Origin of the sequence: Photobacterium chitinilyticum, assembly GCF_004104355.1 — a bacterium.
Classification (GTDB): Bacteria; Pseudomonadota; Gammaproteobacteria; order Enterobacterales; family Vibrionaceae; genus Photobacterium; species Photobacterium chitinilyticum.
Window position 1 is genome coordinate 262707 of record NZ_RJLM01000004.1, and the last position, 22275, is coordinate 284981.

The following is a 22275-nucleotide window of genomic DNA, read 5'->3' on the forward strand; positions in this document are numbered from 1 at the left end:
ACAAAGGTTCAAGACTTCAACATACTTTTTCTTATCTGAACCGTTTACGTTAAAGTAAGTGACCTAACATGTTTGTGCCCAGCTTCGTGCCAGCCTCTTCATCTGGCACGTTTATGCCCCAAAGTGTGTTTGGAGTATTTAGCTGCATATAACTCCTACATCATTCTTACCAGTATGCCTTTAGGGTATGGGGATTGGGGAGCAAGTCACAGTTGATAAGCTAAGAGGATGATATTTTTAACTTTAGATCAGAGGCTTACATAGGTGCATCCCGTTGAAAATTGAGCATTTAGAACAGCAGAAATTTGAAAAGCTAGAAAGCATTTGTAGTCGAGATGGGTTTATTCATGTTTTTTCTTATTTATGTCGGAGGGACTGCACTTTCGGTTATCAAGAGGGTTTACAGGGGGAAAACCTCAATCACTTCTACAGTAAAGAAAGGCTTATTCGTACTGAGCTATCTTTATTGCATGGACTGATACAAAAAGCTGGTTTTAATGCTAAAGAGTTAACCGATTTAGAGATACAAGAATGGGCGTTAGAAACTGAAAAGCTCCTAATGGAAATGCATGAAGTCTTTGGCAGTGCTTTTGGAAAAATGTTCACCAAAGAAAACATGAAGTTGGATATGGAAAGCTTCTTTTCACAAGAAGAGTTTATTCGAGAATCTGTCTTCTACGCCGCCGAGCAGGCTTTTGATTTCCAGTTTGCTGAATTAGCAAAGTTAAGGTATCAGTCTGATGCGACTTGGCTAAGCCAGAATGTAGGTTTTGATATGGATGAAGGGATTCATATCTATCAAGCCATAATGGCGCAATTGAATTCAAATGTTCAAGAGCTGGTAGATATCGATGGTAGTGAAATCTGTTACAAATCTTACTTAAACAGCAACGCCTTGTCAGTTGAGAATATTAGTAAACAAACAAAGTATACAACTGAAAAAGTAGAGTCGTTTCTAAGTGCGTTCACGGCTGACAGGTGCGAAGATAACTCAGCTTTACAAGCTATTGATGATGTTAACGTTGTTAATTTTAAACCGATAGCGAAGTTTGAAGATAAGTACTTTCTGTTTCAACCCACAGCTCTTGCTCAATCTATGTATGAAAGCCCGATTTTTTGGATGCGTTCAGATAAAAAGTACGTGAATAAAGCTGTTATGCATCGAGGTGAGTTTACGGAGAGTTTTGCGTATCAAAAATTGTTGGACGTCTTTGGTGAAGGTAGGGTATTTCGAAATCTAGACATATTCAAAAATTCATCAGAAAAGGTCGGTGAAGTAGATATCCTCGCCAAGTTCGGAACAAAATTCTTAGTGATACAAGCAAAGTCTAAAGGTATGACTATTCCAGCCCGTAAAGGAAAGGTAAGTCTTGTAAAAGATGACTTTGTTAAAGGTGTTCAAAATGCTTATGACCAAGCTGTAGAGTGCGCAGAAGCTTTGCAAATGGACGGAATGGTTATTAAGGATGCTGATGGGAATGAGGTTGATTTGGGGTGCAAACCGACCACTTGTTATCCAGTATGTCTGACATCAGAAAGTTACCCTAACTTGTCTTTTCAATGCCGCCAGTATCTAAAATATGAGCAAAGTGAATTTCTGAAGTCTCCCTTTGTTATGGATGTCTTCTTTCTAGACATATTGACAGAGTTTCTTAATCAACCCTTGTTTTTACTCAGCTACATTGATAGACGAAGTGCATTCTTTGAAACCATATTTGGAAGCACCGAGATAGTTCTTTTATCTATGCACTTAAAGAGAAATCTTTGGCTCGACAAAGAATTCACTATGATGCATTTGGATGACGATATTGCTTCCGACTTAGATGCTGCGTTTATGGTACGCAGAATGGGACTAGATGGCCCGCGAACACCCGAAGGGATTTTAAAAAGATACTCTAAAGGCTTTATTAGCAAGTTATTGTTTAAGCTCCAGCATGTAAAACGAGATGAGCTAACTGATTTTGCGTTTGCGTTGATGAAGGCTAGCGGGAAATTTTTAGATATCTTGGATGGAGGTGTTTCGAGGATTTCGTTTGAAACTCATCAAGATACACGCAGTCATGACTTTACGGTAATGTTTGAGGGAGAAAATGGAGGACTAACCATACATACAAAATCAGGCAGTGTAGAAGCAGTAAGAGAGAGCTTGCTGTCATACATGCACCTGAGAATGTATCGTGAGCGACAAAACAAGTGGTTAGGAGTGATTGTCGAGCCAAAGTCACAGATGGTTTTAGAGTTAGTTCACCTTGAAAAGGAATGGGCTTTTGATGAACGTTTGGAAGAGGCAAGTAAAATGTTGCAGCCCTCTACGAAACCAAATCTGGCATCATTAAAGAAAAAACTAGATTTTAAAGTAGGGCGAAATCACAAATGTCCGTGCGGGAGTGGTAAGAAATTTAAGCATTGCTGTATTGATTAAGCTTAGCTTTCAGATTTCTAGCTGATTATCATGACACAGTCTTTTTTATCTTTGCCTCTTGGATTATGTCCAAGGTTGCTATGCGCTCTTAGCTCAGATGGATAGTATAGTGGTATATTTTCTAACTCGGAAATGTCCAATTCCGTGTTTGTGACAGCTAGAAGTTGCTTGCTAGAAGTTGCTTCCCATGACTGTCCGATTACATCACATCTTATATCGTAGAGTGCTAGACCGGGTATGGAGTCAGTACAGTCTATGCAACCTGCCAGGAGCCGTCTAAGTCAGCCTTGGGCAGGTTGTGTCAATGAATAACTACCGTGCGACATGTCCAGCCAATATCCCTCAACTGCCTGATGAAAGAAAGCATCTATCACCGTTGTTTCGCCCGCACAGAATACCCTAGAAAGCGCGCTATACATCTCTTCATCGATCCGCACCTTGTTACCTTCGAAACACGCGTAATGGCAAACATCACCGTTAAGCTGTGTGATTTGAGCGACAAGAACGTGGTCTTCAGAAGTAAAATTCCCCTCTAGCGTCCTAAGACAAAACATCCCACTTCCAACCCAAACATTAGCCTCCCTGGTCTTGTGTTCAAAGTAAGGTCGTGCGCTAAGTACCTGCATAATTTATCTCTCCCTTCTTGTGAATGCTCTGGAGATATCAACTGCTTGATAAATCCTGTGATGCAAGATAACCTTAAAATACTGTATATCCATACATATAAATGCGCAACTGATAGAGTAAAATTCTTACCGGAGTTAATTGGATGGCAGCTTTTCCAAGCCCTGCGGCTGGCCATGAGGAGCCGTACATCGGCGACAGCTTGCATGAGCACATCATTAGAAAGCCGTCAGCGACGCTGGTCTGGATGTTCGATTACGACTTTGTACGAATGAATCTGTCTAAAGGTGATATTGCTGTCTTTGAAGTTGATCGAAGACCTCATGATGCCTGCCTGGCGCTTGTTGAGCATTTCGGAGAGACGTTTCCGTGCCAACTGTTCTGGCGACATGAGAAGTGGTTTGCTGTTACTGATGAAAATCGTGGTCGCGTCACAGAAGATATGGTGCTCGTTGGGGTGGCACGCTGTTTTATCAAAGACCTGCTAGTAGAATAAACTAAGAGTACGGGCTGATGAAGGTGACGCATATGAATCATTTGAATGCTTTGAGACGGAAGCTCAAGAAACGGCAAAATCAATTCATTGCCGACCACGATTTCAAAGGCGCTGATGAGCTCCTGCTCTCTCAAGAAGAGCTTGCCGATGCCGTTGAGCTCAACCAAATTATCTCCATCATGCTCAACGGCCAGCTACAATTCCCAGCCTTCCAGTTTGATGAAGAAGGTAAGGTTTATGAGGCACTACAAGCCCACCTTCCACGTCTGCTAGGCTCTGACCGCAGTGACTGGGATATCTGCTTTTGGCTTTTCACAGAGCAATCAATCACGCTCAAGCGAGTTGCGCCAAACGCAGCTGCATTAAAGGGGGTATCAATCGAGGAAATGCTCGAGCTGGGCAAGCAAGCAGCAGAGCAGACAGAGCGCTATGCTGGCAAACCGATTGATGTTGTAACTAGCGGAAATAGTGAGGCTTTTTCGGCATGCGTTGAGCATCTGCTGAATCCTGATTATCGAGAAATACCTGTAACTAACACCACAGAGCACTAAAAACTAAATACGTTCAGGAGTACATACGATGAATAGCCCAAAACGCCGTTGGCCCGCCATTGAAGACCTGGATGCTGAAGAAAGAGTAGCTTTTGAGGACTTCCTAGCTGGCAGTCAAATGCCAATCAATAGTGATGGTAGTCAAGGCTACTATCCAGGTGACTATGAGCGCTTTAAGCGCTATCAGCAGCGCAATAAAAATTAAGCATCAATTGCGCTCAACTACCGAGTATTCCTTGGTAGTTGAGAATGCAAAACTGCGCTCAACTGGTAAGGAATGCTTACCAATTGAGAATGCTCAACTCGACTGTGCAGCGAAGCTGTTAGTCGAGGAGTGTCAGTAGCACCGCTGCAAAAAAGTTATATTTGACCCATCCAGAACTATAAAAAGTTAAATTACCACCATTGGATTTAACTTTTTACGCTCTGCATGTGTAGAGATATAAGAAAATTCGAAGGGATATAAGATTTCAAAAAAAGAGAACCCAGTCAAATGAGTGGCTCCGGATGGATATACTTGGAGATTTTATGGCAGAGCTATCGCCGACATTATGTAATCAGCAAAAGCTGTTGAACGCTATCTATAACGTGCAAGAAGAGCCGTCTGCAGAAAATTGGCAGGCGCTCCAGGCCGCGGCTAACCGGGTAAATCAATTTGCTATCGAGGAACTAACAGAGCTGAGATGTGAGTTGTCTGAGATGACTGCGGAGGCTATGAGGCTGTCGTTACCACAAGATGATGAAAATGAAGAAGAGTTGGTGACGCACAGACTGTGCGAGCTGAACGCAGAGATAGAAGGAAAAGCGCAGCTATTTATTGAGCTCAATGCAATCAGATTAGATGCACAGCAGGCAGCAGAGCGCGCCCGCCTGGCGCTTGCACCACAACATTCTTAGTCTAGTGTTATGTCAAAAATCGCCTCTTAGTCCACTGTTATGTCGAAAAACGGCTCTTAGTCTAGTGTTATGTCGGAATTAAGAGTCGGGGATTTGACTATGTTTACATGCTAAGTGCTGAAAGCATCCTTGCTTTCAAAGTCATGCAGCTAATAGGTTGAAATGTAAGGGCTAATTTTCAGTTTCCACACTTTTTACATCGAAAGTTTTGGCAATCGCAACACTTTTCGCAGGGAAAGTGCACAGATTATTAGTCTTTTTCATGTTGCGAGCTTAGAACGAAAGCTTCCTTGCCTTCAACAAAAAAGGCCGCCAATGGCGACCTTTCCTATTCACACGAGCTTTGAGTTAACGGTGAAGCAAACAATGGTTAAATAACTGCTCTTGCAAGCTATTCTTTGTTCGAACTAGCACTTCACCTGTGATGATGCCCTCATCATCACTAACATGCTCGATACTATAAAGTAGTCGAAAACCGTCCTTTACTACTTCTCTAAAGCGGTAATCACCTAACAATGTTAAGTCATGACAAATCTTAAACATTTCAGGGAATTGAGTAACACTTTCTTCAAAGAAAGTGACTAGAGATTCAATGTCATCAATCACCATACTTTCTGGTTTGTATGCTGATAGATAATCGATATTTTGCTCTACAGATTTTACAAATGTTTCAGTGTACTCAATTTTTACTAGCTTCGTCATTCAGAGGCACCTTGCTTTTACGCTCAGCTAACATGCTCTTAAATGAGGCCGACGATACTACTTTTCCATGCTTTTTATCTTCATGTGAAAACGAAAGGAGCTTCATTAAAGCTATTGCATCATCACGACGCTTCCTGTCTTCATAAGATTCAATCACATAAGATGGGATTCCATTCTGAGTAATAACCATAGGCTCTTCAAGATCAAGTTTTGCGGCATTTGATTTTAAATAACTAACAGTCTGAATTTTCATAATTTTATCCATTTCTACTCTATATGGAGCTCCTAGGGATGTTCCGTCACTAAAACACAAAATATAGGGCTTAGTAATATGGTTAAGTTTAATTATATGACAGGCATATTGTGCATCTTTTAGCCGACCAAGTCAATGTGAAGTCTGAATATAGTCTCAATTTAGACCACTGCAAAAACTGTATTAATGTTCGAGCTCTACTAATGAGTACTTATAGCAATCTTTTTATCTTGACTGGATGGCAGTGGCACTCCGTGGTAGTGCCATAGTCTTTACTTGGGGAGGGTGTTACTTAGAGGTATTATTAGGTAACACCGAAGGCTTCCTTGCCTTCAAAAAATGGGGCTCTCACCCCATTTATCATGTAATTAATAACTTTGACGCGTCTTAGTTATTAATCCCTGGCGCTCTCTTTCTCTGTGGCGAGCTAGTAGCGCTTCCTTCTTAGTTGGCGATTTATCGAGCATCCCTAGGAGGCTTCACCTGAGACAGGTTTAGAGCATGTTCTTCTCGATCTAGCTGCAGCTTCTTTAGTAGAGTTCCGAAAACAAGCGTGTGATGATCAAGGGCGCCTTTGCGATTAGCCACTTCCACTTCGTTAAAGAACAATTGCATATACCAGTCGATGTTTTCTTTACTCAAGTCAACAACACGGCCTTTTGCATCCAACCTCTTCATGTAACGCATAAGATCTCTTGAATAAGATCTAAGCATCTGTGGGTGTTCATTAGTAAAAAGTGGCGCCATCGCACGAGTTAATTCATCGCATCGCAAGTTAGCGTCAATTATTGGACTGAAAGGGACTGCAACGCTGATTGTTCTAAGTGCCTTAGCCTTATGGCGCTCAAACGCCTCTAGGATGCGTCTTTCCCTTGTTATATCGATGCCATAAGCCAAGCTGAATGATTCTACTTTGCCGAACTCAGGTGTTTCTTCTGCTGTTGCTAAAGAAGCTCGATTTGAAGACTTCAGTACATCGTACAGCGCCTTCGATATCTCCGTTGACTCGGACGAATTACCGATAAAAAACTGACCGGAGTGACTAAAGACCTTAGATCGTGCGGGATGGTAAAGAAAATCACCTTTCTCGCTATGTAGCCACATACCATCAATGTCGTCATACTCATCATAGAATTCAATATCACTGCCCTCAACTTGATAGACATGCCATTTACGCCACAGTCTATATCCAGCATCCGCGTCTTCAGGGCATCCGAGTCTGTAGTTAGTCAAATAAAACTCGTCCAGCTCAGATAGAGCCTCTGTTTCATTGCATGACTCATGATTGAGAAGATGCGTTGCTTCACTCTCTGTGATGCGAATAGATATACCCGCAATCTCAACACTAAAGGCATCGTCAATTCGCTGCACACGACAATAGCGACCTTCTTTTGGCTCTGAGTTATCGTCATTAGTAACGAGTTTGAATCCGTATGGCGCAAGCCCGTCATATATCAACTTTGCATTTTGCTCGGTTAAATCAAGTAAAAGCTCGTCTTGAGGTTCATACAACACCTCGGCTCGAATACCGAGCATTAGGTCAAGCTCGAAGCCTTCAACATTCTTAAAGACAACATCCCTAAGCACGACTTCACGTGCTATTGCACAAAATGTTTTTGATAGCGTGTGATACAGCTCTTCTGTAATAAGGGCTCTCTCGCGTCCGAACAAGCACCAGTGTGATACGCAATCACAATCTTCAGTTACTCGAACCACGATCATTTTAGTGAAATTATTAGAAGAGAAATTGCCCTCGGATGTTTTTAGGAAAAACTCTCCGTTACCCAATCGAACGTAATGCTCTGGAGTTTTGCTTTCAAAAAGGGGGCGTGCGCTATGTAGCTGCATGATATTTCCTTTGTTCAATCAACAAGATAAAGCAAACTATCGTTTGCATGATGTTTTGAGAAATATGTACGAACGTACTTAGAACAAAGGAACTGATGGAGCTTTTTGATGGAGCTTTTTAAAATTCTTTCAACGACATTATGCTAACACTGCAAGTCATTGATTGCCAGCGTTATTAGGCAACGCTGAAGACCTCATTGCCTTCAGTGATTAAGTGCTAAGGCTATTAGAGCGGTCTTTTTATCTTGTTTGATTGGCTATTAGGTTTGGTTCGTACCACCTGACATTTATCAAAGATCCGATTAAAAATATACAAGTGGTAACCAAATGTACTTAGAGAAAAGCAAGGATATTGAAACTAATGCATAATGGTCTATTCTTACGGAGTCCTCATGTGGAAAAGTCGGGACAGGCAAGCTGCCCCTCGACTTTACCACAATCGTCTTTTACCTCTGAGTGCGCTTTAAGTTTGCGCTCCGCGCTCAACAAGTATTTTTTATTTTGTATAAAGAAGATTATGCGTATGAACAGTAACAATGATGATGACTATGGGTATGATCTCCCCTTGATCGTTCAGTTGCTATCAGTACATAAGCCTCTTCATAGAAATGATAAAACTGATAACCTTTTGATAGATTTTGGCGAAATCGAGGAAATTGTCGATTCTAATGCAGCATGGCTATCACGTTTGTTTTTTCAGCATGGTTTTCCTTTGTCCCGCAGAACCACCGTTGGCGATAAACTGGAAGATCTGGCAGCCGAAATTGAGCACTGTAGTCTGACTGCTGATATTGTGGTGGTTAATGGTGGCCTTGGGCCGACTACCGATGACTTAACGGCGCAAGCGGCCGCGATAGCTGCTGACTCGGGTCTTGAGCAATCGGATTACTGGGTACAGCAGATGCAAGATAAGTATCAGGCGTTTGGACGTGAAATGCCAAAAACTAACCTCAAGCAAGCTATGCTGCCCGAAGGTGCTGAGCTGTTAGAGAATCCTATTGGCACTGCATGCGGTTTTGCAATGAAGCTCAATAGGGCATGGGTGTATTTTACTCCCGGGGTGCCGAGTGAGTTTAAAAAGATGGCGATAGAAGAGATTTTACCTCGCCTTACGTCGCAGTTTGACGCCGCTCACGCGCTTGACTGCCACCGTTTCTATACTTTTGGCTTGTCGGAGTCGGGGATTGGCCAGACGTTGTCAACTGTATCATTACCCGCTGGATTTGAAGTCGGATATCGCTCCTCGCTGCCGTTTATTGAAGTGAAACTATTTACGCCGAGAAACGCGGCACAGGCAACTTCACTGCAGCAGCTGATGATTGAGCTGCTCGGGGATAATGTTGTTAGTATTGGTCGAGATATTGTTCAGCATGTCGGCCAGCAGCTAGTTGCCACCGAGCAGCGTTTGACGGTTGTTGAGCAATTTACTGGCGGCTGGCTGACAAATTGGTTACAGGATCATTCAGAAAGTCGCAGCACTTTAGAGCAAGGTTTGATGCTGTTGGCAGAGCCCGCACCTGAACTCGGTAATGACGACAGCCTGAAAGAGGCGATAACGATAGTTTCTGCGGCCCGTGACAAAGCAGGCGTACAGTTGGCGTTGATGTCAGGTGCTTATTATGATGAGGGCGTTACTGTCGCATTGTCCACGCCTGATGGAAGCTGGGCTCAACGAGTTAAAGCCAAGCGAAAGTATAATCATAATGCTCTGCGCAGTGTTGTTGCCACTGTGATGCTCGATATGCTTAGACGATATCTGGATGGCAAACCAGTGATAGGGCAGTATGAGTTTTTGGTCTCAGAGGGGGATGTGTTTCTTCCTGCGGAACGTTAATAAGGTAAGTAATCGTTGAGAAAGGGATATTCTTTGCTGTTAAGCCTCAGCTGTTAACCGTTTTTTTGTTCGTTTGCTGGCTTTCTGCCAGTAGGTAATCGAATTCGACAGCAATATTGGTTTTGGGAATGGAACAGCAGGCCAGTACTTCATTGGGGGCAACAAAGGCCATGGTATCACCCTGATTGACTGCGCCAGACTTTAGCTTGCAGCGACAAGCACCGCACATTCCGTTGCGGCATTGAAATTCTGGCTGTAATCCGGCTTTTTCAAGCTGAACGAGTAACGGTTCACGGCGATTGCCGTGAACCGTTTGTCCGTTAACCTTGATGGTTAATTGACTCATAGTTCGAAGTCACCAAGATCGTCGGCGCTGACGTCGTTGTCGATCTGGCCAACGAGGTAAGAACTGATCTCTGCTTCTTGTGGGGCAACCTGCACGTTATCCGATGACAACCATGAATTGATCCAAGGGATAGGGTTCTGAGTTGCACCTGGATAAGCTTGCTCTAGACCGACAGCCTTCATGCGTAGGTTGGTGATGTACTCAACATACTGACAAAGAATGTCTTTGTTCAGACCTATCATTGAACCGTCTTTGAACAGGTATTCAGCCCACTCTTTTTCCTGTTCCGCGGCATCCTTGAAGATGTCGAAGCATTCCTGCTCGCACTCTTTGGCAATTTCAGCCATTTCAGGATCGTCCTGGCCAGTACGAAGCAGGTTCAGAATATGCTGGGTGCCAGTTAGGTGCAGTGCTTCGTCACGAGCAATCAGCTTGATGATCTTGGCGTTACCCTCCATCAGCTCACGTTCGGCGAAAGCGAAAGAACAGGCAAAGCTGACGTAGAAGCGGATGGCTTCAAGGGCATTGACTGACATCATGCATACATAAAGTTTTTTCTTGATATCACGCAGGTTAACCGTAATGGTTTTTCCGTTGACAGTATGAGTGCCTTTGCCTAGGCGGTGATAGTCGCTGGTAGCCGCGATCAGGTCATCGTAGTACATGGAAATATCGCCAGCACGTTTAATGATGTATTCGTTATCAACGATATCATCAAATACAATCGCCGGATCGGTCACAATGTTACGGATGATGTGGGTGTACGAGCGTGAGTGGATCGTTTCGGAGAACGACCAGGTCTCAATCCAGGTTTCAAGCTCTGGAATAGAAACAATTGGCAATAACGCGACATTCGGGCTACGGCCCTGAATCGAATCCAGCAGTGTCTGGTATTTCAGGTTGCTGATGAAAATATGCCTTTCGTGATCGGGCAGGTTGTTGTAATCAATGCGATCACCCGATACGTCCACTTCTTCCGGACGCCAAAAGAAAGAAAGCTGCTTTTCAATCAGCTTTTCGAAAATCTCAAATTTCTGTTGGTCATAACGAGCAACGTTGACAGACTGGCCAAAGAACATCGGTTCCTTTAGCTGATCGTTGTTAGTTTGACAAAAAGTGCTATACGCCATTATATCCTCAACATCGACGGGAGCTTCAGCTCCCATCGTTTCAATTCAGTTAAATTTTGCAGCTTGTGCAGTCGTCTGCGCCAACATCGCCCTGGCTATCAGCAGCGCCGTCACGGGTATTGTGGTAGTACAAGGTTTTCACGCCGAGTTTATACGCTGATAGTAGGTCTTTTAGCAAGAGCTTCATCGGTACCTTGCCGCCCGGCTGGCTGCTCGGATCGTAATTGGTGTTAGCTGAAATAGCCTGATCGATGAACTTTTGCATAATGCCGACTAGCTGCAGGTAGCCGTCGTTGCTGCCGATATTCCAAAGCAACTCATAGTTGTCTTTGTACTTGCTGTATTCAGGCACTACCTGTTTCAGGATACCGTCTTTCGAAGCTTTGACAGAAACGAAACCACGTGGTGGCTCAATACCGTTAGTCGCATTCGAGATCTGAGACGAGGTCTCTGACGGCATCAGTGCCGATAGGGTTGAATTGCGCAAGCCGTGAGTTTTGATCTCTTCACGTAGTGTTTCCCAGTCGTAGTGCAGATCTGCGCTACACACTTTATCGACATCTTTCTTGTAGGTGTCGATAGGCAAAATACCCTGTGCGTAAGTTGTCTCGTTAAAGGCTGGACATGCACCTTGCTCTTTCGCCAGACCGACAGAGGCCTTCAGTAGGTAGTACTGCATCGCTTCGAATGCCTGGTGAGTCAGGTTGTTTGCACTGCCATCTGAGTAGCGAACTCCATGCTTCGCCAGGTAGTAGGCAAAGTTAATTACACCGACACCCAGCGTACGGCGGTTCATCGTTGAACGACGCGCAGCAGGAAGCGGGTAGTCCTGGTAATCAAGCAGAGCATCCAGGGCGCGAACAGTCAGTTCAGCCAGCTCTTCAAGATCATCGAGCGATTCAATAGCACCGAGATTGAACGCAGACAACGTACAAAGTGCAATCTCTCCGTTCTCGTCCTCGACGTTATTCAGAGGTTTGGTCGGCAGCGCAATTTCAAGACATAGGTTAGACTGGCGGATTGGGGCAACAGCCGGGTCAAATGGACTATGGGTATTACAATGGTCGACGTTCTGAATATAGATACGACCAGTTGATGCACGCTCTTGCATTAGCAGTGAGAATAGCTCAATTGCCTTGATGGTCTTGCGCTTGATGCTGCTGTCTTGCTCGTACGCCACATATAGACGCTCAAATTCGTCCTGATTGGCAAAGAATGCATCATACAGGCCCGATACGTCAGATGGTGAGAATAGGCTGATGTTTTCACCTTTGATTAGGCGAGTGTACATTAGCTTGTTGATCTGTACGCCGTAGTCCATGTGGCGGACACGGTTTTCCTCAACACCACGGTTGTTTTTCAGTACTAACAGTGATTCCACTTCACCGTGCCAGATTGGGTAGAACAGAGTGGCGGCACCGCCACGAACACCGCCTTGCGAGCAGCACTTAACCGCGGTCTGGAAATACTTATAAAACGGGATACAGCCGGTATGGAAGGCTTCGCCACCACGGATCTCCGAACCAAGGGCACGAATACGGCCAGCGTTGATGCCGATACCAGCACGCTGGGAAACATAGCGTACGATGGAGCTTGCGGTTGCGTTAATTGAATCCAGGCTGTCATCACATTCAATTAGAACACAAGAGCTGAACTGACGTGTCGGGGTACGAACCCCTGACATGATCGGTGTTGGTAGCGAGATCTTAAACATCGATACTGCATCATAGAAACGCTTAATGTAGTCAAGACGCGTTTCTTTCGGGTATTTGCCGAATAGACAAGCTGCGATCATCATGTACAGGAACTGGGCACTTTCAAATATTTCACCCGATACACGGTTCTGAACCAGATATTTACCTTCCAGCTGCTTAACGGCAGCGTAAGAGAAGTTCATATCACGCCAATGGTCAATGTAGTTGTCCATTAGCTCAAATTCTTCTTTGCTATAGTCTTCGAGCAAATGGGTATCGTACTTCCCTTTTTCAACAAGGTTAGTTACGTGATCAAAAAGTGTAGGTGGCTCGAATTGACCATATGCTTTTTTGCGGAGATGGAAAATAGCTAGGCGTGCAGCAAGGTATTGATAGTCTGGTGTTTCTTCTGAAATCAAGTCAGCTGCTGCTTTGATGATGGTTTCGTGGATATCCTCAGTCTTGATACCTTCGTAAAACTGAATATGAGATTTTAGTTCGACTTGAGATACGGAGACATTCTCCAGGCCTTCGGCGGCCCAAGCAATCACTCGGTGGATTTTATCTAAATCGATACTTTCTTTGCGTCCATCACGCTTGGTTACAGTTAGCTGTTGATTCATTTTTGGTCTTTTTCCCAGTATTTTTTGAATAACAGTGTTTTTTGCAACTTTCACAATAAGGTTAGCAAAGATTGTGATCTTTGTTCATTTCTTATTGTGCGTCCAAAACACTATATATTGGGGTGTTGAGCTTATGGGGTTACAAGATAGTGAGGAAGAGTCATTATTGCAAGGTGGTAATTTTTAACCGCCTGTGGATAACATGGGGACTCATAAAAAAATGTTAGTGCCTACTAACTGACTTAGGCAGATACGCCAATATAGTAGAAAAAATCAAATAAAATCCATGGTGAAATTTGCAGAGATAAAAAAAATTTTCTCTTGATTTTTACCAGTTTTGGCTTAATAAACATGCTGTGAACTGATTGATTAAGAAATGACTTATTCGCTGCCTTGGTGGCAGTTTTGTTGTTCCAGCATGTCGATTAATGTCTCTGGGGTCGGAAGTATACCTTTCGCCTGCCAAGCGCTTGGAGTGTGCTCTTCGCCAATGTATCCCCAGCTAGCGACATAACCATGCATCTTGGCTGCATTGGCTGCAACCATGTCTTTCTCTATATCACCGATATAGGCGCAGGACGTATGAGAAACTCCCAGTATTTCACTGGCATGAAGCAAAGGCTCTGGGTGTGGTTTGGCGAGTGCTAGAGTGTCACCGCACACAATGGCTTGCGCTTTTAATAGCTCAGGGAAAAAAGGCAGCAGTAGCTCGGTAAGAAAGCCGGGCTTGTTGGTCATGATCCCCCATGGAATATGTTGGTTTTCCAGATAAGCAAGTAACTTATTGATCCCACAATAAATAGACGTGCCTTTGCAGATATTTTGCTGGTAGTAGCCAAGAAATTCTTCTCTTAACTGGTGATCATCGAGATGGGAGGGAACTGTCCCAAAACCTGCTGTAAGCAGCCCTTTTGCACCATAACTGGTATTTGCCCTGATTTGTTCTTCAGTTAGCGGGCCATGATCATAATTGGCCAGCACTTTGTTGGCGGCATCAGCCATGTCGGGAGCGGTGTCGAGCAAAGTGCCGTCGAGATCAAACAGTACGGCTCTGATAGGCAAATTCATTATGACAATATCCTTATGATAAAGAGGTAATATCAAACTGAATGATTATCGTACCTTATCTAATCGCAAAATGTGGCGGTAACGAAGAAAGTTGCGAGCTATTTTTCTTATTGTAGCTATAGAGTTCAGTGATGCGCTGAAAGAGGGGGCGGGATGGCAGCTAAAGGAACAAAGGACGCTGATAGCGCCCTTGGGAAAGCTGAAGCCGATTCTGCTTTGCTTATGGCTTAATGGTATGAACAATGTAGTTAACGTCGACATTGTTGCCTAGCCAGTAATGGTCGGTAAGCGGGTTATAGTGCAAGCCTGTAATGTGGCGATCCTGGAGCGGGGTGGGATCGATCATCGCAATGAGTTCCGACGGGCGAATGAATTTATTGTGGTCGTGGGTACCTTTGGGAACCAGTTTCAGTAGTTGTTCAGCGCCAACGATTGCAAACATATACGACTTGATATTGCGGTTCAGAGTCGAGAAAAAGACATGGCCACCAGGCTTAACCATTTTGGCGCACGATGCGATCACTGAAGCCGGATCTGGTACATGTTCAAGCATTTCCATGCAGGTCACCACATCGTAGGTCTCAGGGAACATTTCTGCATGCTCTTCTGCTGTCCGTTGGACATATTCCAGCCTGGTTCCGGTTTCTAGCGCATGTAGCCGAGCAACGGTAAGCGGTTCCTTGCCCATATCGAGTCCGGTGACTTCCGCGCCCTCGACAGCCATGCTTTCGGCCAGAATACCGCCGCCACAACCGACATCGAGTATTTTCTTGCCAAACAGGCCACCGGCATGGTCAATGACATAGTTCAGGCGTAGTGGATTGATCTGATGAAGAGGCTTGAACTCTCCTTCCAAATCCCACCAGCGAGAGGCCATTTCTTCAAACTTACTGATTTCTGCCGGATCGACATTTAACTGTTTGGTCATTCTTATCGCCATTTCCTTATATTAGTGGCGATATTATAACGGAATCGAGAGAGCTGAAATAATAGTTTTTGTCACGTAAACCGTCGAATAGTTGCAAGAGGCCAGCGAGAATACTGTAGGGAACGTGAGCATGAAGCAGTAGGAAATACTCACTACTGCTTCAGAATACCTCCCGAACGGTTTCATAACTGTCCGGGGAATGAGGTTTGCAGGACTCAGTCATTGCTAACTATTGTTAAATGCCAGCAACTCAGGGCTGATTGAACCTGAAAAAACCGTCATTGCAGCGAGGATTAGCATTAAAATGTATTTACCGCCAATGATGCAGAGTCCGATAGTGTTGATAGCCTTGCCTAACATAGTGACCTCACTTATTTTTAATTGAAAAAATATGCGTGAAAAGGTCCGTTTTAAACAGCTAAACGGTTGGGTGCAAAGACAATTCTACGCAGCAGCTTTGTGATTAAAGTGACCTTGATCAGAGAATTGTTCAGCTTACAGTCAGGCGGTGCTCAGAGTTGCATAAAAAGCGGTCAGGTCGCTTTTTTACAATTGGTAGCACTTTATTTCCTCGGGAAAAAATCTGCATCTATTGAATTGAGCGAAAAATAACCGTTTAAGCTCAATTGATGCCACAAACGCGTCAAGGTGGTGTCTGATTTTTGGTAAATCCGCTAAATTACTCACAACATAAGTAGTGAAAGGTGTGCCTATCTAGGCTCATTTATGCTATATTCTCGCACCTTGCACGTATAAAAATACGACAGAAATTACCTGAGGGATATTGGCTCCATGAGCGATCTTGCAAAAGAGATCACGCCCGTAAACATTGAAGAGGAGCTGAAAGGCTCATACCTCGACTATGCGATGTCAGTGATCGTTGGTCGTGCTCTTCCGGATGTGCGTGATGGCCTTAAGCCAGTGCACCGTCGCGTATTATTCGCGATGAATGTGCTAGGCAATGACTGGAATAAAGCATACAAAAAATCTGCCCGTGTGGTTGGTGACGTAATCGGTAAATATCACCCACACGGTGATAGCGCGGTATACGACACGATCGTACGTATGGCGCAACCATTCTCGCTCCGTTATATGCTTGTTGACGGCCAAGGTAACTTTGGTTCCGTTGATGGTGACTCGGCAGCGGCAATGCGTTATACCGAAATTCGTATGGCAAAAATTGCCCACGAATTATTGGCTGACCTTGATAAGGATACGGTCGACTACGTACCTAACTATGATGGTACGGAACAGATCCCTGAGGTTATGCCAACCAGAGTACCAAATCTTCTAGTGAATGGTTCATCTGGTATTGCCGTCGGTATGGCGACTAACATCCCACCTCATAATCTGGGTGAAGTCATCAACGGTTGTCTGGCCTATATCGATAATGAAGAGATCACTATCGATCAGCTTATGGATTATATTCCTGGTCCAGACTTCCCGACGGCCGCATTGATCAATGGTCGTAAAGGTATCATTGATGCTTATCATACTGGCCGCGGTAAAGTTTACATGCGTGCCAAAGCTGATATCGAAGTTGAGAAGAATGGTAAAGAAACCATTATTGTCACCGAGATCCCATATCAGGTGAACAAAGCGCGTCTGATCGAAAAGATCGCCGAGCTGGTAAAAGAAAAGAAAGTTGAAGGCATCAGTGGATTACGCGACGAATCTGATAAAGATGGTATGCGTATTGTTATCGAATGTAAGCGCGACGCTGTCGGTGAAGTTATTCTCAATAACCTTTACTCGCAAACTCAGCTACAAACTACGTTCGGTATCAACATGGTTGCACTAGACCACGGTCAGCCTAAGTTATTCAACCTGAAAGAAATGTTGAAGTGCTTCGTGAACCACCGCCGTGAAGTGGTGACGCGTCGTACAATCTTCGAATTGCGTAAAGCACGCGAACGTGCACACATTCTTGAAGGTCTAGCTATTGCGTTGGTTAATATTGATGAAATCATCGAATTAATTAAAAACGCACCGACACCTCAGGTTGCACGAGAAGGGCTACTTGCTCGTCCGTGGCAATTAGGTGATGTGGCTGCAATGTTAGAACGTGCTGGTGTTGATGCGGCGCGTCCGGATTGGCTGGCGCCAGAATACGGTATTCACGGTGGTCAGTACTTCCTGACAGAACAACAAGCACAAGCAATCCTTGAGCTACGTTTACACCGTCTAACTGGTCTCGAGCATGAGAAGATCCTTGATGAATACAAAGGTCTCCTTGATATCATCGAAGAACTACTGCTTATTCTAGGTAGTTCTGAGCGCCTGATGGAAGTCATTCGCGATGAGCTATACGCAGTTAAAGAGCAGTTTAATGATGAGCGTCGTACTGAAATTACAGCAGCAAGCCACGATATCGATCTTGAAGATCTGATCACTCAGGAAGATGTTGTTGTTACGCTTTCTCACGAAGGCTACGTGAAGTACCAGATCCTGAGCGACTACGAAGCTCAGCGTCGTGGTGGTAAAGGTAAAGCCGCGACGCGAATGAAGGAAGAAGACTTCATTGAACGCCTGCTGGTGGCCAATACGCACGATACTATCCTGTGCTTCTCGAGCCGTGGCCGTATGTACTGGCTGAAAGTGTACCAACTGCCATTGGCGAGCCGAACAGCTCGTGGTAAGCCTATCGTCAACATTCTTCCTCTGGAAGAAGATGAGCGTATTACTGCAATCTTGCCAGTAAAAGAATACGAAGAAGACAAGTTCGTATTCATGGCAACTGCCGACGGTACCGTGAAGAAGACACCACTGACAGATTTCAGCCGCCCTCGTAGCGCTGGTATCATTGCAGTGAATCTTCGTGAAGGTGATTCGCTGATTGGTGTTGATGTTACTAACAGTGCAGACCAGATCATGCTGTTCTCTGAAGCGGGTAAAGTGGTTCGCTTCTCAGAAGAGCAAGTACGCGGTATGGGCCGAACTGCTGCGGGTGTCCGTGGTATGAAGCTAGCTGAAGGTGACAAAGTTGTATCACTGATTGTTCCACACAACGAAGGTGATGTACTAACAGTAACTGAAAACGGTTACGGTAAACGTACGTCATTAGAAGAATACCCAGCGAAGAGCCGTGCGACACAAGGTGTTGTATCTATCAAGGTCTCTGAGCGTAACGGTAAAGTTGTTGGCGCAGTACAGGCTGAAGAAGGCGATGAGTTCATGATGATCACCAACGGTGGTACATTAGTACGAACTCGTGTTGCTGAAGTTAGCCGTGTTGGCCGTAACACCCAGGGTGTTACGCTAATCCGTACAGCTGAGGAAGAATTGGTTGTAGCCCTTCAGCGTATCGATGAGCCGGAAGAAGTTGAACTGGATGAAGACGCTATCGAAGATGGTGAAATCGCAGTTGACGGTGAGCAGACGAGTGATGCAGAAGCAACACAACAGTCTGATGCTGATTCAGAGCAAGGTGAATCAACTGACGAAGAGTAATATCGTTAGTTAGATATGCTAATAAAAACGCAGCCTACGGGTTGCGTTTTTTTATACCTGAAAAACATGAATATGTGGATGATTTGTTTGAACACCTTTGAACCGCTTTTTTTTCTATAAATAGTTATCTTCAGGTCTTTCCAGAGCTGGCATAAAGGTGTAAAAACAAAGTAGTTGATCTTCGTCACAGTGCACTATCGGGCAACGATATGTGACGAATAGGTATATTTTCCCCTATGCAGAGCAGGAGCGAGTCTTACATCATGGAAAAGGTCTACAATTTTTGTGCTGGTCCGGCAATGATCCCAGCAGATGTCTTAAAGAAAGCACAGGAAGAACTGGTTAACTGGAGCGGTCTGGGCACCTCTGTGATGGAAATTAGTCACCGAAGCAAAGAGTTTATTGCGGTGGCTGAACAGTCGGAGAAAAATCTGCGCGAACTGTTATCCATTCCTGATAACTACCATGTGCTGTTTTGTCATGGTGGTGCGAGAGGCCAGTTTGCTGCAGTACCGATGAATTTGCTAGGTGATGCACAAACAGCAGATTATATGGATGGTGGATATTGGGCGCACAGTGCCGTAGAAGAAGCGAAAAAATATTGTCAGCCAAATGTGCAGGACATTACCTGCAAGCGGGAAGGCAAGAAAGCTATTTTACCAGCTTCGGAGTGGCAGCTGTCTGATGATGCGGCCTATGTGCACTTCTGTCCAAATGAAACTATTGATGGTATCGAAATTCGAGACTTGCCTATAACAGACAAGCCTATCGTTGCTGATATGTCTTCGACAATTTTGTCTCGAAAAATTGACGTTTCAAAATACGGTGTGATTTATGCTGGAGCACAGAAAAATGTTGGCCCGGCAGGATTAACCATTGTTATTGTTCGTGAGGATTTGTTGGGCAAGGCACAGCAAATTTTACCGAGTATTCTTGATTACACCGTTCTGGTTGATAAAGACTCGATGTTCAATACGCCACCGACATTCGCCTGGTATCTTGCGGGAGAAGTGTTTAAATGGCTAAAAGATCTTGGTGGTGTTGAAGAGATGCAAAAGCGCAATGAAGCCAAGGCCGAGGTGCTGTATAGCTTCATTGATCAGTCTGACTTTTATCGCAACGAGGTACACCCGGTGAACCGCTCACTGATGAATGTACCGTTCCAGTTGAAAAAGCCGGAACTGGATGCACTGTTCCTAGAGCAGGCTGATGCTGCAGGTTTGAAGGCGTTGAAAGGGCACCGTGTTGTTGGCGGTATGCGGGCATCTATCTATAATGCCATGCCACTCGAAGGCGTACAGGCGTTGGTCGACTTTATGACGAAATTTGAGCAAGAAAACACGTAGAAACGCACAATAGCCCTGATTCAATAAATCTAAGCCTCTCTGTTGAGAGGCTTTTTTATAACGACCCCGGAAATATGATTTTGCTGGTATCGAAGCCTTTTTGTTCGGCAATCGACAGATAGTATTGCACCTTGTCTTGTGGCATTGACTTGTTGCGGGAAAGAATCCAGAAATAATCTGTGTTATAGCCGCTAACCAAAGCGGTGGAGTAGTCGGGCTCAAGATGAAAAACGACGTAACTGCCGTAGAACGGTCCGAAAAAAGAGACTTTGAGGTGGGCGGTATCGGACAGGCCGACAAATTTAGCCTTACCTTCAGCTTCCTTCCATTGGCTCGCCTCTTGATAGAACCCCCGGTTAATAACCTTGACGGAGCCATCCTTATTAAGGCTATACGTTGCAGAAACTTTAGTCAGTCCTCGTTCAAAGCTGTGATCGAGGCGCGCAATTTCGTACCAGGTACCAAGGTAACGGTCTATGCTGAATGGTTTGATCGGGGTTACCTGTTCCGGCATCCCGGTACAGCCAGTTAGGCCGAATAGGGTAACAGTAGCTAGCAACCGGGAGGTTATATTCATCTTATTACCTCGGTAAATACTTGCAGGTTTACGGACGGATGGAAATATCCCACAACATTTTATATATATTTATGCAAACAGCATCAGATATAAATCACAAAGATTGTACAAAAATCAATCACCACTATAAACACAGTTTCCCTCAGCAGAAACAGTCTCGAGGCTATTTTCTTGTATCATATACGAAATTATTGCGAGGGATTAGCTAGAACTATGATGAGCTCAAATGTGTACCAAAAGAAAGCATCAGATTTTCAGTTACTGAGTTTGCAAGGCCGTGACAAGGAATGTTTGACATCTCTGTTTAGCGAGCACAAGGCAACTCAGCAGCTGCAAGACGCAACCTGTTACCTAGTCTTCAAGCAGCAGAAGCCATACTTCTATTCACTAATTAAGCACCGAATAGATGTCAGCTACTTTTCTGGTACAGAGACTCTCGACGAAAGCGCTATTCCAGCAAAAGCCGCAGTTAGTGACAGTGTTATCTCGGAGGTGGAGGTTGATTTTCCTCTTGCTCTGTATCGCTCGACAACTCGCCAGGGCATGTTTGAACAATTGCTGTCACTCAAGGAATTATGTGGTCATTACACGCTTAACCTCCGCTTACCTTTGTTGGAAATGACATCTGAGTATGAGCTCAATGATATCGCAAAGCTATGCATCGTTGCCGGCGCCGATAATCTTACCTTGTCGCTAGAGGGCAAACTCGATGACCAACAAGAAGCTTATATTATTTTGCTTACTAACCTTTTGAAGCGTTTCTTTGTTGCTGACAGCTGCGGTCTTATTTTCGCCGGACTGTCGTCCCTTCCTACAATGGAACGCATCTCAGCGTTGTCGAAAGATGTACTCGGCGAAGACTGGGTAGACAATGCTTCGCTCAAGTTTGAATGCTAGTTTTTTGAGGCCAGTTCAATAGCGGTATAATAACGGTGTCAATGACACCGTTACGTTTGCCTAGAGGTTATTCGAGGCAAAAGCGGTTCTCCAGGTAGCAGCGAATTGACTGTTCACTGGCATCAAAATGCGGCAAAGGGAGATGCGCAGGATCAACCCATTGCCAGCCTTCGCATTTGTCGGGTTCACGTAACTCGACTTGACCTCTGAATTCAGTAACCAGCAACGTAACACTGATATAGTGTTTGCCTGACTCATGGTAGGTTTGCAAGTTGTTGGTGACGGCAATAACGTTTGGGTTTTGTATCAGCAGTCCCGTCTCTTCCTCTATCTCGCGGGCAGCACATTGGGTAAAGGTTTCTCCTATCTCCATATGGCCACCGGGTATCGAGTAGTAAGGAGCATGGCTATTTTTCCGCTTGCCAATGAGCACTTCTCCCTTGGCGTTAACAATGATCACTCCGATACCAACTTTAGGTGTTTCTGCTGCCACACTCTGCTCCTTGTTTTGAACTAAATCAGGCTGCCTTCGATTTGAAGGGCCACTTATCTTACCATTTTCTGTGATCTTGATTGGGTTGAATCAGTA

The 22275-nt window shown here is 44.6% G+C and carries 21 protein-coding genes; 9 read left to right on the forward strand and 12 right to left on the reverse strand.

All coding sequences use genetic code 11. The features are described 5' to 3' along the window. Positions 1-274 precede the first annotated feature (274 nt). Positions 275-2422: a YecA family protein gene (locus EDI28_RS12245; RefSeq protein WP_128784164.1), complete on the forward strand. Its 2148-nt coding sequence runs from the start codon at positions 275-277 to the stop codon at positions 2420-2422. A 281-nt stretch (positions 2423-2703) separates the two neighbouring features. On the opposite strand, the gene EDI28_RS12250 is transcribed toward EDI28_RS12245, so the two are convergent. After that, complete coding sequence (locus tag EDI28_RS12250; RefSeq protein ID WP_128784165.1) at positions 2704-2976, reverse strand: hypothetical protein; 273 nt, start codon at positions 2974-2976, stop codon at positions 2704-2706. Positions 2977-3191: 215 nt separating this feature from the next. Here EDI28_RS12250 and EDI28_RS12255 point away from each other — a divergent pair, with 215 nt between their 5' ends. The 4 genes from EDI28_RS12255 (at position 3192) to EDI28_RS12265 (ending at position 4990) form a co-directional block, all read left to right on the forward strand. After that, on the forward strand, positions 3192-3542 hold the full coding sequence (locus EDI28_RS12255) for a hypothetical protein (RefSeq protein WP_128784166.1): 351 nt from the start codon (positions 3192-3194) through the stop codon (positions 3540-3542). A 32-nt stretch (positions 3543-3574) separates the two neighbouring features. After that, a complete protein-coding gene (locus EDI28_RS12260) occupies positions 3575-4093 on the forward strand; it encodes a hypothetical protein (RefSeq protein ID WP_128784167.1) in 519 nt (172 codons plus the stop codon). Between the two features lie 28 nt (positions 4094-4121). Then, complete coding sequence (locus EDI28_RS26950) at positions 4122-4298, forward strand: hypothetical protein (protein WP_164918540.1); 177 nt, start codon at positions 4122-4124, stop codon at positions 4296-4298. 323 nt (positions 4299-4621) lie between these two features. Then, the gene (locus tag EDI28_RS12265) at positions 4622-4990 is read left to right on the forward strand and encodes a hypothetical protein (protein WP_128784168.1); all 369 of its coding nucleotides are present in this window, start codon (positions 4622-4624) and stop codon (positions 4988-4990) included. A gap of 348 nt (positions 4991-5338) precedes the next feature. Here EDI28_RS12265 and EDI28_RS12270 read toward each other — a convergent pair whose 3' ends face one another. The 3 genes from EDI28_RS12270 to EDI28_RS12280 form a co-directional block, all read right to left on the reverse strand. Next, on the reverse strand, positions 5339-5692 hold the full coding sequence (locus tag EDI28_RS12270) for a type II toxin-antitoxin system RelE/ParE family toxin (protein ID WP_128784169.1): 354 nt from the start codon (positions 5690-5692) through the stop codon (positions 5339-5341). Continuing rightward, on the reverse strand, positions 5670-5945 hold the full coding sequence (locus EDI28_RS12275; RefSeq protein ID WP_128784170.1) for a type II toxin-antitoxin system Phd/YefM family antitoxin: 276 nt from the start codon (positions 5943-5945) through the stop codon (positions 5670-5672). The genes EDI28_RS12270 and EDI28_RS12275 overlap by 23 nt, the downstream gene beginning before the upstream one ends. A 456-nt stretch (positions 5946-6401) precedes the next feature. After that, a complete protein-coding gene (locus EDI28_RS12280) occupies positions 6402-7793 on the reverse strand; it encodes a hypothetical protein (RefSeq protein ID WP_128784171.1) in 1392 nt (463 codons plus the stop codon). A 523-nt stretch (positions 7794-8316) separates the two neighbouring features. Here EDI28_RS12280 and EDI28_RS12285 point away from each other — a divergent pair. Beyond that, entirely contained in the window at positions 8317-9627 is a 1311-nt protein-coding gene (locus tag EDI28_RS12285) for a CinA family nicotinamide mononucleotide deamidase-related protein (protein WP_128784172.1), read from the forward strand. A gap of 46 nt (positions 9628-9673) precedes the next feature. Here EDI28_RS12285 and EDI28_RS12290 read toward each other — a convergent pair whose 3' ends face one another. From EDI28_RS12290 to EDI28_RS27550, 6 genes are all read right to left on the reverse strand, one after another. Continuing rightward, on the reverse strand, positions 9674-9973 hold the full coding sequence (locus tag EDI28_RS12290) for a 2Fe-2S iron-sulfur cluster-binding protein (protein WP_128784173.1): 300 nt from the start codon (positions 9971-9973) through the stop codon (positions 9674-9676). Beyond that, on the reverse strand, positions 9970-11103 hold the full coding sequence (gene nrdB / locus EDI28_RS12295) for a class Ia ribonucleoside-diphosphate reductase subunit beta (protein WP_128784334.1): 1134 nt from the start codon (positions 11101-11103) through the stop codon (positions 9970-9972). Before nrdB ends, EDI28_RS12290 begins: the two co-directional genes overlap by 4 nt. A 49-nt stretch (positions 11104-11152) precedes the next feature. Beyond that, complete coding sequence (gene nrdA, locus EDI28_RS12300; RefSeq protein ID WP_128784174.1) at positions 11153-13420, reverse strand: class 1a ribonucleoside-diphosphate reductase subunit alpha; 2268 nt, start codon at positions 13418-13420, stop codon at positions 11153-11155. A 381-nt stretch (positions 13421-13801) separates the two neighbouring features. Further along, entirely contained in the window at positions 13802-14488 is a 687-nt protein-coding gene (locus EDI28_RS12305; RefSeq protein ID WP_128784175.1) for an HAD family hydrolase, read from the reverse strand. Positions 14489-14708: 220 nt separating this feature from the next. Continuing rightward, positions 14709-15416 (reverse strand): bifunctional 2-polyprenyl-6-hydroxyphenol methylase/3-demethylubiquinol 3-O-methyltransferase UbiG, encoded by a 708-nt coding sequence (gene ubiG / locus EDI28_RS12310; RefSeq protein ID WP_128784176.1) that lies wholly within the window; start codon positions 15414-15416, stop codon positions 14709-14711. A gap of 225 nt (positions 15417-15641) precedes the next feature. After that, positions 15642-15776: a hypothetical protein gene (locus EDI28_RS27550; protein WP_267900010.1), complete on the reverse strand. Its 135-nt coding sequence runs from the start codon at positions 15774-15776 to the stop codon at positions 15642-15644. 432 nt (positions 15777-16208) lie between these two features. On the opposite strand from EDI28_RS27550, the gene gyrA reads away from it, so the two are divergent. Next, the gene (gyrA, locus tag EDI28_RS12315) at positions 16209-18866 is read left to right on the forward strand and encodes a DNA topoisomerase (ATP-hydrolyzing) subunit A (RefSeq protein ID WP_128784177.1); all 2658 of its coding nucleotides are present in this window, start codon (positions 16209-16211) and stop codon (positions 18864-18866) included. Between the two features lie 263 nt (positions 18867-19129). Further along, the gene (gene serC, locus EDI28_RS12320) at positions 19130-20212 is read left to right on the forward strand and encodes a 3-phosphoserine/phosphohydroxythreonine transaminase (RefSeq protein ID WP_128784178.1); all 1083 of its coding nucleotides are present in this window, start codon (positions 19130-19132) and stop codon (positions 20210-20212) included. Between the two features lie 55 nt (positions 20213-20267). Here serC and EDI28_RS12325 read toward each other — a convergent pair whose 3' ends face one another. Continuing rightward, a complete protein-coding gene (locus EDI28_RS12325) occupies positions 20268-20789 on the reverse strand; it encodes a lipocalin family protein (protein ID WP_164918541.1) in 522 nt (173 codons plus the stop codon). 213 nt (positions 20790-21002) lie between these two features. On the opposite strand from EDI28_RS12325, the gene EDI28_RS12330 reads away from it, so the two are divergent. Further along, entirely contained in the window at positions 21003-21686 is a 684-nt protein-coding gene (locus tag EDI28_RS12330) for a hypothetical protein (RefSeq protein ID WP_128784179.1), read from the forward strand. A 67-nt stretch (positions 21687-21753) separates the two neighbouring features. On the opposite strand, the gene EDI28_RS12335 is transcribed toward EDI28_RS12330, so the two are convergent. Beyond that, the gene (locus EDI28_RS12335) at positions 21754-22179 is read right to left on the reverse strand and encodes a nucleotide triphosphate diphosphatase NUDT15 (RefSeq protein WP_128784180.1); all 426 of its coding nucleotides are present in this window, start codon (positions 22177-22179) and stop codon (positions 21754-21756) included. Positions 22180-22275: the final 96 nt, after the last annotated feature.